Genomic DNA, 13,990 nt, shown 5'->3' on the forward strand with positions numbered 1-13,990 from the left:
AAAGTAATCAAATATCTCTTGCTCATTCTAAAAAGAATCCAACTCTTTTTTTTACATTTGATTTCAAAATTTATGCAAAATATGACTACAATAAGAGATATTGCCAATAGCATTGAAAAATTAGCTCCATTAAATTATGCAGAGGGTTTCGATAATGTCGGACTGTTGGTAGGAGACTACAAAACCGAAGTAACTGGAGTTTTGGTTACGCTAGATACTTTAGAGAATGTAGTTGATGAAGCAATTGAAAAAAACTGCAATCTTATTGTAAGCTTTCACCCTATAGTTTTTTCAGGTTTAAAGAAAATCAATGGATCAAACTATGTAGAAAGGGTCGTAATTAAGGCTATAAAAAGCAACATTGCAATATACACTATGCACACTGCATTAGACAATTCTTTCAATGGTGTTAATGCAAAAATTTGTGATGTACTGGGGCTTTCGAATAAACACATCTTAATTCCTCAAAAAAACACAATAAAAAAATTATTGACTTATGTACCCATAGAAAATGCTGACAGATTGAGAAAAGCAATGTTTGCGAAAGGTGCTGGAAAAATCGGTAAATACGATAATTGCAGCTTTAACGTGGCTGGATTTGGAACCTATAGAGGTGGTGAAGACTCTAACCCTACTATCGGAACTAAAGGTGTTTTACATACCGAAAAGGAGATTATTATCGGAGTTATTTTTGAAAAACATTTGGAAGGAGCCATTTTAAAAGCAATGTTTGACAACCATCCCTATGAAGAAGTAGCTTATGAAATAACAACCATTGAAAACAAACACCAACAAATCGGTATGGGAATGATCGGAGAATTCGAAAACGAAATGAAAGAAACCGATTTTTTAAATTTTGTAAAAAAGACTTTACACACAGATTGCATAAGACATTCTAAGCTATCAGGTAAAAAAATAAAGAAAGTAGCTGTTCTCGGTGGATCAGGAAGTTTTGCTATTGAAGACGCAAAAAGAGCTGGCGCTGATGCTTTTATCTCAGCAGACTTTAAATACCATGAATTCTATAAAGCTGAAAATCAGCTACTAATAACCGATGTAGGACATTACGAATCAGAACAATTCACAAAAAACCTATTAGTCGATTATCTTACAGAAAAATTTACTAATTTTGCAATCATTTTATCAGATAAAATTACGAATCCTATTTATTATATATAGTCATGGCTAAGAGCAAAGAACTAACCGTTGAAGAAAAATTAAGATCACTATACAGATTACAATTGATTGATTCAAGAATCGATACAATTAGAAGTGTACGTGGTGAATTACCATTAGAAATTGAGGATTTAGAAGATGAAGTTGCTGGTCTTAAAACTAGAGTTTCTAAATTAACGGAAGATGTTGCAAATTACGAAGCAGACATCGCTGCTAAAAAAATAGCAATCGAAGAAGCGAAAGCAGCTGCGAAAAAATACGAAAAACAACAAGAGTCAGTTCGTAATAACCGTGAGTTTGATTCTTTGTCAAAAGAAATTGAATTTCAAGGATTAGAAGTTGAATTAGCTGAAAAAAGAATCAAAGAATTCAAGGCTAAAATCGAGCAAAAGAACGAAATCATCTCTAATACAACTGAGAAATTAGATAGACAACAATCTCATTTAGATCATAAAAAAGCTGAATTAGATGCGATCGCTAAAGAAACTGAAAAAGAAGAAGAAACGATGAACAATCTTTCTGCTGAATTGTCAGAAAAAATTGACGAGCATTTATTAAAAGCTTACAAAAGAATTCGTTCTAATGTCAAGAATGGTTTGGCTGTTGTATCTATTGAAAGAGGTGCTGCTGGAGGATCTTTCTTTACAATTCCACCACAAGTACAAATAGAAATTGCTTCTCGCAAAAAAATCACTATTGACGAATATAGTGGTAGAATTTTAGTTGATTCTGCATTGGCCGATGAAGAGCAACAAGCACTTGCTGACGTTTTATCTTAAGCATTTATAATTAAATATAAAAAAGGCTAGCAATTATTTGCTAGCCTTTTTTATTTATATCAATTACTCATGAAGTTAAAAGTAAAACCCGATAACATTAATTGTTATCGGGTTTGTTATTTATTTCATATCCTTTAAAAAGGCATTCCGTCATCTTCAGGTGCTCCGAAGGCATCTTCTGCACTTGGAAAATTGTTCGATGATATTTCTTGATTGAAATCATTCATCTTGGATTGGAATTCATTTCCGAATCCTTCTTCTAAATCAGAGAATCTAGCTAAGTGTCCTGTAAACTTCAATCGAATATTTTCTAAACCACCATTTCTATGTTTGGCAACAATAAACTCTCCTTGCCCTTCACATGGTGAATGATCATCATCATCCCACTCTGTAATACCATAATATTCTGGACGGAAAATAAACGATACAATATCGGCATCTTGCTCAATCGCACCAGATTCACGTAAATCAGAAAGCAAAGGTCTTTTTGAACCGCCACGTGTTTCAACCGCACGAGACAATTGTGATAAAGCAATTACGGGAATATTCAATTCTTTTGCCAAAGCCTTTAAGTTTCGAGATATTGTTGAAATCTCTTGCTCACGATTTCCATTTGTTGCTCCACCAGCAGTCATTAATTGCAAATAATCAATTACAATAATCTTTATACCGTGTTGCGAAGCCAAACGTCTTGCTTTTGCACGCAAATCGAAAATTGACAACGAAGGTGTATCGTCTATAAAAATTGGAGCATCTGTTAAATTTTTAACCTTTACATTCAATTGCTCCCACTCATGAGGCTCTAAATTTCCTTTACGTAGTTTTTCTGATGTCAACCCTGTTTCACTCGAAATCATACGAGTAATCAATTGTACAGAAGACATCTCTAAAGAAAATAAGGCTACCGGATGATTGAAATCAATGGCCATGTTTTTTGCCATAGAAATTACAAAAGCTGTTTTACCCATACCCGGACGTGCAGCGATAATAATCAAATCCGAAGGCTGCCAACCAGAAGTCAAAGCATCTAATTTAGTAAAACCGGTCTCTAAACCACTCATACCCTCTTGGTTCCCTATTTCTTGAATCTTATTCACAGCTTGCTTCACAAGGTCCTTAGCACTCTCAGAACTTTTTTTCAAGTTCCCTTGAGTAACTTCAAACAATTTTGATTCTGCTTCATCTAGCAAATCAAAAACATCAGCTGTCTCATCATAAGATTGTTCAATAATTTCGCTAGAAATACTAATTAGTTTCCTTTGAATATATTTTTGAATAATAATACGAGCATGAAATTCAATATGTGCCGAAGATGCTACTTTTTGCGTCAAGCCAATTAAATAAAAATCGCCTCCAGCAAAATCAAGTTTTCCGTTTTTACGCAATTGATTCGAAACGGTTAACAAATCGGTAGGTTCTGAATTTTGGAACAACGTGTAAATAGCATCATATATTTCTTTATGAGCCTCTTTGTAAAAAGCATCAGCATGTAAAATATCAATTACATCATCAATACCTTTTTTATCAATCATCATAGCTCCCAACACAGCTTCTTCTAAATCTAATGCTTGGGGTGGGATTTTTCCTTTTTCTAAGTTGATAATTCTACTTTTATCAACTTTTTGTCCTTTCACAGTGCGTGGTTGTTCCATACCAACAAAATTAAATTATTAATTCAATTTTTTATTAATTTCAACACTTTTATTTGTACACATGGCTGTTTACAAAAAGCTTTATTTGTTGATAACATTTTTTTTAAACTTAAAATTATGGTTGGTTGTAAATAGATTAGGCATTATTTTTTTTAAAACAGAACACAAATTTTAACGTATTTTAGTACCACAATTTTCAACAATAACCAGGAGAACAAATTACTATGAAAGATGATTTATTAGCAAAATATCTTACCCTATTCTTAGTCTTTCAAATACTTTTTGTTCAAGTGATTTCTAGGTTTCCGCTAACAATAGAAAAATTTTACTCGAACGGTATCTATAAAATAATTGCTGGTTTTTACAGAATCGCTACAAGTTATATTCCTTTTAGTATTGGTGACATCCTTTATTTTATTTTCATTTTAATTGCAATCAAGTTTATCTACATAGTTTTTAGAGACAAACTTTCAGAAATTCGTTCCTACCTTTTAGCTATTGGTGGTGCAATTTCTGTACTTTATTTTTTCTTTTATGGAAGCTGGGGTTTAAACTATTACCGCTTGCCACTTGCCGAAAGATTGCAAATAGAACAAACAAACTACACAACCGAAGAACTTTCAAATTACACCAAACAAACAATACATGACATCAATAAACTACACATAAAATTAACATCAAATGATAGTGTTAGTTTTGAAGTCCCTTATTCAAAAAAAGAAATTTTAAAAAAAACGAAATTAGGATATGATCAAATTTCCAAAAAACATCCCTTTTTAAAATATAGACACCCATCCATCAAAAGCTCCCTTTTAAGTACGCCTCTTACCTATATGGGCTTTTCAGGATATCTAAATCCATTCACAGGTGAAGCACAAGTAAATTCAAAACCACCTAAATTCTCATTACTATTTACTGCTAGTCATGAAATTGCACATCAACTAGGTTATGCCGCAGAAAATGAAGCGAATTTTATCGGATACTTGGCCTCTACATCACACCCCGATCCCTATTTTCAACTATCTGGTAAAATGGTTGCTGCAAGATATTTACTAGCAGAATTACACAAACGTGATGTTAATGAATATCAAAAAATCTCAAAAACGATCAACTATGGTATTCTAAAAAAGTTTAAAGAAAGTAGAGAATTTTGGAATCAATATGAAAACCCCTTCGAGCCCTACTTTAAAAAAAGCTACAACGTATATCTAAAAGCCAACAAACAAAAATCCGGAATCAAAAGTTATAATTATATGGTGGATTTGCTGTTGCATTACAAAGAATAAGATTTCCACTATAGTTACTTTTAGAAACAAGTAAAACCTTATTTTTGCCTAAAATCATTGAAATGCATAAACAAATCACAAGTCCACAAAACGCTCTTGTTAAAGAAGTAGTACTACTCAAAGACAAATCTAGAATTAGAAAAAAAACAGGTACTTTTTTACTAGAAGGACAACGTGAAATTTCACTAGCTATTGCAGGTGAATACTCTATCAAAACATTGCTGTTTTGTTCTGATATCGCAAACAAAAGTGAATTGGATAGCATCATAAACCAAGTAAAATCTTCAACTGAGCTAATTGAGATCAGCAAAGAAGTTTATCAAAAAATTGCATATCGCGATACCACAGAGGGAATTCTAGCGCTTTGCAAGGCTAAAAATCACACGCTAGACAAATTAACTTTTAAAAGAAAGAAACCTTTAGTTTTAGTTGCTGAAGCACCAGAGAAACCTGGTAATATTGGTGCTTTGTTGCGTACTGCAGATGCTGCCAACATTGATGCCGTTATCATTGCAAATCCAAAAACAGATATTTACAATCCTAATATTATCCGAAGTAGCGTTGGATGCGTATTTACAACTCAAATTGCAACGGGATCTACTGATGAAATATTGTCCTTTTTACAAAAGCACAATATCCAATCATACGCAGCTGCCTTAAAAGAAGACTCTGAACCTTATCAAAAACAGAATTTCACCAATGCATCTGCTATCGTTGTTGGAACTGAATCAACAGGTTTGTCAGACCAATGGTTAGAAAACGCCTCAAAAAAAATCATAATCCCTATGAACGGAAAAATTGATTCTATGAATGTTTCTGTTGCGGCATCTATCCTAATTTTTGAAGCTTCTAGACAAAGAAACTTCTTATAGTCAATGTAAGGTTTTAATTAAATATTACACTACTTTTACAACAACTTTTATAAAATGGAATAGGTATGTCCCCAAACTCAATGTTCAATTTATTGGTCGGAATTATTATTCTAAACTTCATTAAAGAAGAGATTTTATCTTTTTTAAATGCAAAACATTTTTATGATACTGTTCCTGACGAACTAAGTGATGTTTATGATAAATTTAGTTATAAAAAGTCTCAGAAATACAAACGTGTGAATTATGATTTTTCTTTTTACACAAATAGTTTTGGGCTCATTTTAACGCTCTCATTTTTCTTTTTTGAAGGATTTGCTTTTGTTGATTCTATAGTAAGAGATTTAACTAACAATGAAATACTACAAACCTTATATTTTCTTGGAGTTTTATTTATTGGAAGTGATATTTTAACCACGCCTTTTTCATACTACAAAACATTTTATATTGAAGAGAAGTTTGGATTCAATAAAACCTCTAAACAAACATTTTTTATAGACAAAATAAAAGGATGGTTGCTAACGATCATCGTTGGTGGAGCTCTATTAAGTTTAATAACGTGGTTTTACCAGTTGTCAGGAAATAAATTTTGGTTGTATACGTGGCTTGTGATTACTTTGTTTTCACTTTTTATGAATTTATTTTATTCATCACTGATAGTTCCGATATTTAATAAACAGACACCTTTAGAAGCAGGAGAACTTAAAGACAAACTAGAAAATTTTGCTGCTCAGATAGGTTTTACATTAAGTGATATTTATGTAATTGATGGCTCTAAAAGATCCACAAAAGCAAACGCATATTTTTCTGGATTTGGTCCTAAGAAGAGAATTGTTTTATATGACACCTTGATAAATGATTTAACTAGTGATGAAATCGTTGCAGTATTCGCTCATGAAGTAGGCCATTACAAACGAAAGCACATTATTTTCAATCTAATTTTATCAACTCTTTTAACCGGACTTACATTATTTATATTATCACTATTAATCGGAAATCCCTTATTGTCAGAAGCTTTAAAAATAAACACTCCTAGCTTCTATATTGGATTGATTACATTCGGAATTCTGTATAGTCCAATTTCTGAACTTACAGGCATGGTTATGAATGTAATTTCTCGTACATTTGAATATCAGGCAGATGATTTTGCTAAAAAACACTCAAGTAGTAGAGATTTGGTGAGTGCGTTAAAAAAACTATCTAAAAACAGTTTGAGTAATTTAACCCCACATAAAGCAACAGTATTTGTTCATTATTCTCACCCTACTCTGCTTCAGCGAATTAGAAATCTCAATAAATTGTCTGAATAGTATAAAATTCTGTTTCGTTTATGACATACAATGTTACTGTAGAAGAAGAAAATAAAGAAATTGCCAATCGATATAAAGATTTACTAAAAGGAACGTACCAAACTTTATCAGAAAGTGACAAAGCCTTAATTCGTAAAGCTTTTGATTTGGCTCTAGAGGCACATAGCGATCAGCGTAGAAAATCAGGTGAGCCTTATATTTACCATCCAATTGCTGTGGCTAAAATAGTAGCTTATGAAATCGGATTAAATGCAGAATCCATTGCTGCTGCTTTGCTACATGATGTCGTTGAGGATACCCCCTACACAGTAAATGATATGGAGCAATTGTTTGGTGAAACAATTGCAAAAATAGTAAGTGGGCTTACAAAAATTTCTAGGCTTAACAAAGAACAAGATGCTTCGATACAAGCCGAGAATTTTAGAAAAATGTTGCTCACCTTACATGATGATGTTCGTGTGATACTCATAAAAATTGCAGATAGACTTCATAACATGCAAACCATGGAATCAATGCCTGGTTACAAGCAAGTTAAAATTGCTTCTGAAACGTTGTATATCTACGCACCTCTTGCACATAGATTAGGGCTGTATAATATAAAAACAGAATTAGAAGACCTTGGATTAAAATATACTGAGCCTGAAGTTTTTGAAGACATCAAACACAAATTAAACGCTAACAAAGAAGAGCAAGAAGCCTATATTAATAGATTCTCTGATAACATAAAAGAGAAATTAAATAGTGAAGGTTTTAAATACAAAATTAAAGGACGAACAAAGTCAATTTATTCGATTCGAAGAAAAATGAATGCGCAAAACGTAACCTTTGATGAGGTGTACGACAAATTCGCTATTCGTATTATTTATAAATCTGATATTAACAATGAGAAATTTGATGCTTGGAAAATTTACTCAATTGTTACTGAACAATACAACCCTAACCCTCTTCGATTAAGAGATTGGATTACAAATCCTAAAACAACAGGGTACGAATCCTTACACATTACCGTAATGGGTCCAGGTGGAAATTGGGTTGAAGTACAAATTCGTTCTGATAGAATGGATGAGATTGCTGAAAAAGGATATGCAGCTCATTTCAAATACAAACAAGGTACCCAAAACGAAAAAGGATTAGAGACTTGGCTAGACAGATTGAAAGATTCGTTAGAAAATCGAAGTGCAAATGCTATCGATTTTGTTGAAGACTTTAAACTAAATCTATACTCAGAAGAAATTTTTGTTTTTACCCCAAATGGAGATTTAAAAACATTACCCAAAGGGGCTTCTGCCTTAGATTTTGCTTTTGCCATCCATACCGATATTGGTTTGAAATGTAGAGGAGCAAAAGTCAACGGGAAACTTGCCCCGCTAGATACCATATTAGGTAGTGGAGATCAAGTAGAAGTGCTCACTTCAAATGTAAAAAAGCCAAACAACCGATGGTTAGAATTTGTAGTTACTGCTAGAGCACGTGCTAGAATTAGAGCGGCTTTAAAAGAAGAAGAAAAAGGAATCGCAGAAGAAGGTAAAGTATTACTTGGTAGAAAGTTAAAGCAACTTAAAATTCCATTTAACGAAAACACGACCAATGATTTGGTTCGTTTTTTCAAGCTCAAAACTAGTTTCGACTTGTTTTATAGAGTGGGAATTGGAACTATTGAAAACTCCGAGCTTAAAAACTTTGCAAATCAACGAAGTAATTCTATTTACAATTTCTTCAAAAATAAAATTCAAAGAAGCAAGAGCAAAAAAACTCATGAAGATACCGATGAACTATCAAGTAATTATGATTTACTTGTGTTTGGTAAAGATGAAGAACGCTTAGAGTACAAATTATCGAAATGCTGTAACCCAATTGCTGGTGATAAGGTATTCGGATTCTTAACAATTAATGATGGAATTAAGGTACACAAACACGATTGTCCAAATGCCATTAGTATGCAGTCTAACTACGCATATCGCGTATTGTTCGCAAAATGGATTGACTCATCAAAACGTAACTTTAAAGTTACCTTAAAAATCAGTGGTGAAGACAAATTGGGTATTTTAAATAACATTACGCGCATCATAGCTGGTAATGCCAATATGAACATTTATAACATTAATTCCGTAACTAGAGGGACCGTTTTTCAAGGGAAGATAACCATTGATGTAAAAAACAAAACTCAACTGAAAAAGTTGATCGATAATATTCTGAAGATAGACGGTATCAAACGAGTACAGCGCGTAGATTAAACTTAAAAAAACTACAAAGTCATCATTAAAATATGAACATTTGTGATGACTTTATTTTTTGCTTTACAAAACATCAATTTTACTGTTGAATTTATTTCGATAATTAAAAGAAATAAAATGTAATTTCAGCTCGTCTAAATGAAAAATAAAGTTAAATTTGCGTTTTGCTATTTTAAAATAGTTTACCATGGAAGCTACTAATACAAATCAAGAGACTGTTAAGGCTGTTTTTGTTAAGTTTTTAGAAAAACACAACCACAGAAAAACACCTGAAAGGTTTGCAATTCTACAAGAAATCTATGATTTAGAAGATCATTTTGATATAGAATCTTTATATATCAGTATGAAAAACAAAAATTATAGAGTGAGTCGTGCTACACTTTACAATACAATTGAATTGTTGTTGAGCAGTGGATTGGTAAGAAAACATCAGTTTGGACAAAACCAAGCTCACTACGAAAAAAGTTTTTTTAACAAACAACACGACCATGTAATTTTAGATACAGGAGAAGTGATTGAGTTTTGTGATCCTAGAATCCAGAATATCAAAAAATCTATTGAAGAGTTTTTTAACATCGAAATAGAAGATCACTCACTTTATTTTTATGGTAAAAAGAAACAATAACACACACAAAACAAATTAATTTTTAGATAATGGCTGTAGATTTATTATTAGGCTTACAATGGGGAGATGAAGGGAAAGGAAAGATTGTAGACGTACTTACAAAAAATTACAATTTAATTTCTCGTTTCCAAGGAGGACCTAACGCAGGACACACATTAATTTTTGATGGACACAAACATGTATTGCATACAATTCCATCAGGTATTTTTCACGATGATGCTTTAAATATTATCGGAAACGGAGTGGTTATTGACCCTGTTATCTTTAAAAAAGAATTAGAAAACCTAGATAAATTCAACTTAGATTTAAATGCTAAGATCTTAATTTCAAGAAAAGCACATTTAATTTTACCTACGCACCGTTTGTTGGATGCAGCTTCTGAAGCCTCAAAAGGAAAAGCGAAAATTGGTTCTACTTTAAAAGGAATTGGACCAACATACATGGACAAAACAGGACGTAATGGTATGCGTGTTGGTGATTTAGAACTTGATAACTGGAAAGAAATATTCGATATCTTGACGCAAAAACACCTTAAAATGTTAGATTTCTTCGACATTGATTTAGACTACAACCTAGACGAATTGAAAGAAGAGTTTTTCACAGCGGTAGCACGATTGAAAGAAATGACTTTTATCGACAGTGAAGAATATTTACACCAAGCAATCAAAGCTAAAAAAACAATTTTAGCAGAAGGAGCTCAAGGTTCTTTGTTAGATGTTGATTTTGGTACGTATCCATTTGTTACATCTTCAAATACAACTGCTGCCGGTGCTTGTACTGGATTAGGAATTGCTCCTAACTCAATCGGAGAAGTGTATGGAATTTTTAAAGCTTATACAACGAGAGTAGGTTCTGGACCATTCCCAACAGAATTGTTTGATGAAGACGGAGCTAGAATGGCTAAAGTTGGACACGAATTTGGAGCTACAACAGGTAGAGCTAGAAGATGTGGATGGTTAGATTTAGTAGCCTTAAAATACGCTTGTCAAGTAAATGGTGTAACACAGTTAAACATGATGAAAGGTGATGTTTTATCTGGATTCGAAACATTAAAAGTTTGTACAGCCTACGAATACAAAGGAGAGGTAATTGAGCATTTCCCTTATAATATCGAGCCAGAAAATGTAAAACCAATTTATACTGAATTCCCGGGATGGAAAGAAGATATTACAGAAATCACATCTGAAGCTGAATTCCCTAAAGAATTGTCAGAATACATTGCTTTTATAGAAAAGGAAACTCAAATAAAAATCAGTATTGTATCTGTTGGACCAGATAGAAAACAGACAATCGTTAGATAAAAATTCTTTTTACTACAAATAAAATAAGCCCAATCTAAATTAGATTGGGCTTTTACTTTTTAAAATGTTTTTATTTTTTAGCTTTCGCTCTTTCCTCTTTAACATGAGCCCAATATTTGTTCATGTTCTTCTTCCCTCCTGCAACTTCTGTTTGAGCTTCTACAAACGGAGCGCATATTTCTTTAAAGACTTCATTGCTCACCTTTTTTCCTCCATTTGCCTGTTTCGCTTCATAAATAGCCATCTGTTTCTTAACCTCTTGATCGTACATGATTTTCGTTTGAGCGTCATCTAACTCCAAAAACTGTTTCATATCCTGAGAAACATCAGTTGCTTTTTTATCAATCCATTTCGGTGTTTTTTGTGCTGAAACTGAGAATGCAAAAAATAGTATTGCTACGATACTTAGTAATTTCTTCATGTGTAATTAATTTTGTTATTATTGATTTAAATATAAACTAAAATTACACAATACAACACAGACTTATGTTGGTTTCAGTTTGTTAAATGTAACTTTCAGTACAAAACAAAAAAAACACCTTTGAAAGGTGTTTTTCTATAGTAACAATATAACCTTCTAGCTATATAGTTTTTTCCTTTGTTCTTTTACCTTTGGATCTGATAAATATTCGTCAAACGTAGCATATTTATCAATAACTCCTTTCGGTGTAATTTCAATAATTCTATTGGCAACCGTTTGTGCAAACTCATGATCATGCGTAGAGAACAAAACTGTTCCTTTAAAATTGGTCAACGAATTATTCAGTGCTTGAATCGATTCAAGATCTAAATGGTTTGTTGGTTCGTCTAACATTAAAACATTTGCTCTAACCATCATCATTCGTGACAACATACAACGTACTTTTTCTCCACCTGACAACACATTACATTTCTTTAAAGCTTCTTCACCACTAAAAATCATTTTCCCCAAGAAACCTCTTAGATGCACTGCTTCTCTTTCTTCTTCGGTCTTCGCATATTGACGTAACCAATCAACCAAATCTAATTCTGCATTTTCAAAAAACTCAGAATTTTCAAGTGGCAAATATGATTGAGTAGTTGTAACTCCAAAATCAAAAGATCCAGAATCAGCGTCCATCTTCCCGTTCAAGATTTGATAAAAAGAAGTAACTGCTTTAGAACTTTTAGAAATAATTGCAACCTTATCTCCTTTTGTTAAATTGATGTTAATGTCTTTAAACAATACTTCTCCATCAAGTTCTTTCGACAAGTTCTCAACATTTAAAATTTGATCTCCAGCTTCACGTTCTCTTTCAAAAATAATTGCAGGATACCTTCTACTCGAAGGTTTGATATCTTCTACATTTAATTTCTCGATCATCTTTTTTCTACTTGTTGCTTGTTTCGACTTGGCAACGTTTGCAGAAAAACGACGGATAAACTCTTCCAATTCTTTTTTCTTGTCTTCAGCTTTTTTGTTTTGCTGAGCTCTTTGTTTTGCAGCTAACTGACTTGACTCATACCAGAAAGTATAATTCCCAGAATACTGATTTACTTTTCCAAAATCAATATCTGAAATATGCGTACAAACAGCATCTAAAAAGTGACGGTCATGTGAAACGACAATCACAGTATTTTCATAATTTGCTAAAAAGTTTTCTAACCATCCAATCGTTTCAAAATCCAAATCATTGGTAGGCTCATCCATGATCAACACATCTGGATTTCCAAATAAAGCTTGTGCAATCAATACACGTACTTTTTGCTTTCCATCTAAATCACCCATTAAGGTATAATGAGCGTCATCTTTAATCCCAAGAGAAGATAATAAGGTCGCTGCATCACTTTCAGCAGTCCAACCTCCCATTTCTTCAAACTTTACTTGCAATTCACCAATTTTATCAGCGTTCTCATCGGTATAGTTTGCATACAAATCATCAATTTCTTTCTTTATGGCGAACATATCTTTGTTTCCCATCATCACAGTTTCTAACACAGGAAACTCATCGAAAGCAAAGTGATCTTGAGACAAAACAGACATTCTCTTTCCTTTTTCTAAAGAAACTTGTCCAGATGTTGGCTCCATTTGCCCTGTTAATATTTTAAGAAATGTAGATTTTCCTGCACCATTGGCACCGATAATTCCGTAACAGTTTCCTTGAACAAATTTTGTGTTTACTTCATCAAATAAAACACGTTTTCCGAACTGAACAGATAAGTTTGATACTGAAAGCATTGTATGATTTTTTTATTTTTTGCAAAAGTAATTAAAATGAGTGAATTACCCTTAAAAATAAGGGAATTGTTCTAGCTAAATAAAATGAATGATAGACTAACGCAACTGTCTTAATCCTTCGCCTAAAGCCATGGCAACAGCATTGGCCAAATTAAAACTTCTTACCGTACCAGGAAAAGGTATTTTTACACACTGTGCTTTATAAGCATCAACAATTTCTTGTGGCAGACCATCAGCTTCTCTACCAAACACTAACCAGTCCCCTTCTTGATATTCAATATCATAAAAAGTTTTTTCTGCTCTTGTTGTAAAGAAAAAGACACGTGACACATCTTGTATTGTATGTATCAAAGCATTAATTGAATCATGATATGACAACTCTAAATCACCCCAATAATCCAAACCAGCACGCTTTACTCTACTATCAGTAATTTCAAAACCAAGCGGCTTTACCAAATGTAATTTACTCAAACTCCCAACGCATAAACGACCTATATTACCCGTGTTATTTGGTATTTGGGGATTTACTAAAACAATATTAAAGTTCATTTTTTCCACACG

General features: G+C 32.7%; 12 protein-coding genes. 8 read left to right on the forward strand and 4 right to left on the reverse strand.

The window, feature by feature from the left end; all coding sequences use genetic code 11:
• Nucleotides 1-81: 81 nt before the first annotated feature.
• Complete coding sequence (locus F6P99_RS09360; protein ID WP_152287219.1) at nucleotides 82-1,179, forward strand: Nif3-like dinuclear metal center hexameric protein; 1,098 nt, start codon at nucleotides 82-84, stop codon at nucleotides 1,177-1,179.
• Between the two features lie 2 nt (nucleotides 1,180-1,181).
• Entirely contained in the window at nucleotides 1,182-1,955 is a 774-nt protein-coding gene (locus F6P99_RS09365; protein WP_152287220.1) for a zinc ribbon domain-containing protein, read from the forward strand.
• Nucleotides 1,956-2,089: 134 nt separating this feature from the next.
• Here F6P99_RS09365 and dnaB read toward each other — a convergent pair whose 3' ends face one another.
• Nucleotides 2,090-3,607, reverse strand: coding sequence for a replicative DNA helicase (dnaB, locus tag F6P99_RS09370; RefSeq protein ID WP_152287221.1), 1,518 nt, complete (start codon nucleotides 3,605-3,607; stop codon nucleotides 2,090-2,092).
• A 224-nt stretch (nucleotides 3,608-3,831) separates the two neighbouring features.
• Between dnaB and F6P99_RS09375 the strand changes: the two genes are divergently transcribed.
• The 6 genes from F6P99_RS09375 to F6P99_RS09400 all read left to right on the forward strand — a co-directional run bounded on the left by F6P99_RS09375 (nucleotide 3,832) and on the right by F6P99_RS09400 (nucleotide 11,232).
• On the forward strand, nucleotides 3,832-4,893 hold the full coding sequence (locus tag F6P99_RS09375) for a DUF3810 domain-containing protein (RefSeq protein WP_152287222.1): 1,062 nt from the start codon (nucleotides 3,832-3,834) through the stop codon (nucleotides 4,891-4,893).
• Between the two features lie 62 nt (nucleotides 4,894-4,955).
• Complete coding sequence (locus F6P99_RS09380; protein ID WP_152287223.1) at nucleotides 4,956-5,765, forward strand: TrmH family RNA methyltransferase; 810 nt, start codon at nucleotides 4,956-4,958, stop codon at nucleotides 5,763-5,765.
• A gap of 65 nt (nucleotides 5,766-5,830) precedes the next feature.
• Entirely contained in the window at nucleotides 5,831-7,072 is a 1,242-nt protein-coding gene (locus F6P99_RS09385) for a M48 family metallopeptidase (protein WP_152287224.1), read from the forward strand.
• A gap of 20 nt (nucleotides 7,073-7,092) precedes the next feature.
• Nucleotides 7,093-9,306 (forward strand): RelA/SpoT family protein, encoded by a 2,214-nt coding sequence (locus F6P99_RS09390; RefSeq protein ID WP_152287225.1) that lies wholly within the window; start codon nucleotides 7,093-7,095, stop codon nucleotides 9,304-9,306.
• Nucleotides 9,307-9,493: 187 nt separating this feature from the next.
• Nucleotides 9,494-9,931 (forward strand): Fur family transcriptional regulator, encoded by a 438-nt coding sequence (locus tag F6P99_RS09395; RefSeq protein WP_152287226.1) that lies wholly within the window; start codon nucleotides 9,494-9,496, stop codon nucleotides 9,929-9,931.
• 29 nt (nucleotides 9,932-9,960) lie between these two features.
• Nucleotides 9,961-11,232, forward strand: a complete 1,272-nt coding sequence (locus F6P99_RS09400; RefSeq protein WP_152287227.1) for an adenylosuccinate synthase — start codon at nucleotides 9,961-9,963, stop codon at nucleotides 11,230-11,232.
• A gap of 70 nt (nucleotides 11,233-11,302) precedes the next feature.
• Here the strand turns inward: F6P99_RS09400 and F6P99_RS09405 are convergent, their stop codons facing one another.
• From F6P99_RS09405 to F6P99_RS09415, 3 genes are all read right to left on the reverse strand, one after another.
• Complete coding sequence (locus tag F6P99_RS09405; RefSeq protein WP_152287228.1) at nucleotides 11,303-11,653, reverse strand: hypothetical protein; 351 nt, start codon at nucleotides 11,651-11,653, stop codon at nucleotides 11,303-11,305.
• A gap of 156 nt (nucleotides 11,654-11,809) precedes the next feature.
• The gene (locus F6P99_RS09410) at nucleotides 11,810-13,429 is read right to left on the reverse strand and encodes an ABC-F family ATP-binding cassette domain-containing protein (protein WP_152287229.1); all 1,620 of its coding nucleotides are present in this window, start codon (nucleotides 13,427-13,429) and stop codon (nucleotides 11,810-11,812) included.
• A gap of 96 nt (nucleotides 13,430-13,525) precedes the next feature.
• Nucleotides 13,526-13,978, reverse strand: a complete 453-nt coding sequence (locus tag F6P99_RS09415) for a tRNA (cytidine(34)-2'-O)-methyltransferase (RefSeq protein ID WP_152287230.1) — start codon at nucleotides 13,976-13,978, stop codon at nucleotides 13,526-13,528.
• Between the last annotated feature and the right edge of the window lie 12 nt (nucleotides 13,979-13,990).

It is taken from the genome of Flavicella marina (assembly GCF_009193215.1).
GTDB classification, from domain to species: Bacteria; Bacteroidota; Bacteroidia; order Flavobacteriales; family Flavobacteriaceae; genus Flavicella; species Flavicella marina.

Coding starts and splice junctions, on each gene's coding strand:
- F6P99_RS09360 (WP_152287219.1), top strand. CDS start 82: ATGACTACAATAAGAGATATTGCCAATAGCATTGAAAAATTAGCTCCA.
- F6P99_RS09365 (WP_152287220.1), top strand. CDS start 1,182: ATGGCTAAGAGCAAAGAACTAACCGTTGAAGAAAAATTAAGATCACTA.
- dnaB (WP_152287221.1), bottom strand. CDS start 3,607: ATGGAACAACCACGCACTGTGAAAGGACAAAAAGTTGATAAAAGTAGA.
- F6P99_RS09375 (WP_152287222.1), top strand. CDS start 3,832: ATGAAAGATGATTTATTAGCAAAATATCTTACCCTATTCTTAGTCTTT.
- F6P99_RS09380 (WP_152287223.1), top strand. CDS start 4,956: ATGCATAAACAAATCACAAGTCCACAAAACGCTCTTGTTAAAGAAGTA.
- F6P99_RS09385 (WP_152287224.1), top strand. CDS start 5,831: ATGTCCCCAAACTCAATGTTCAATTTATTGGTCGGAATTATTATTCTA.
- F6P99_RS09390 (WP_152287225.1), top strand. CDS start 7,093: ATGACATACAATGTTACTGTAGAAGAAGAAAATAAAGAAATTGCCAAT.
- F6P99_RS09395 (WP_152287226.1), top strand. CDS start 9,494: ATGGAAGCTACTAATACAAATCAAGAGACTGTTAAGGCTGTTTTTGTT.
- F6P99_RS09400 (WP_152287227.1), top strand. CDS start 9,961: ATGGCTGTAGATTTATTATTAGGCTTACAATGGGGAGATGAAGGGAAA.
- F6P99_RS09405 (WP_152287228.1), bottom strand. CDS start 11,653: ATGAAGAAATTACTAAGTATCGTAGCAATACTATTTTTTGCATTCTCA.
- F6P99_RS09410 (WP_152287229.1), bottom strand. CDS start 13,429: ATGCTTTCAGTATCAAACTTATCTGTTCAGTTCGGAAAACGTGTTTTA.
- F6P99_RS09415 (WP_152287230.1), bottom strand. CDS start 13,978: ATGAACTTTAATATTGTTTTAGTAAATCCCCAAATACCAAATAACACG.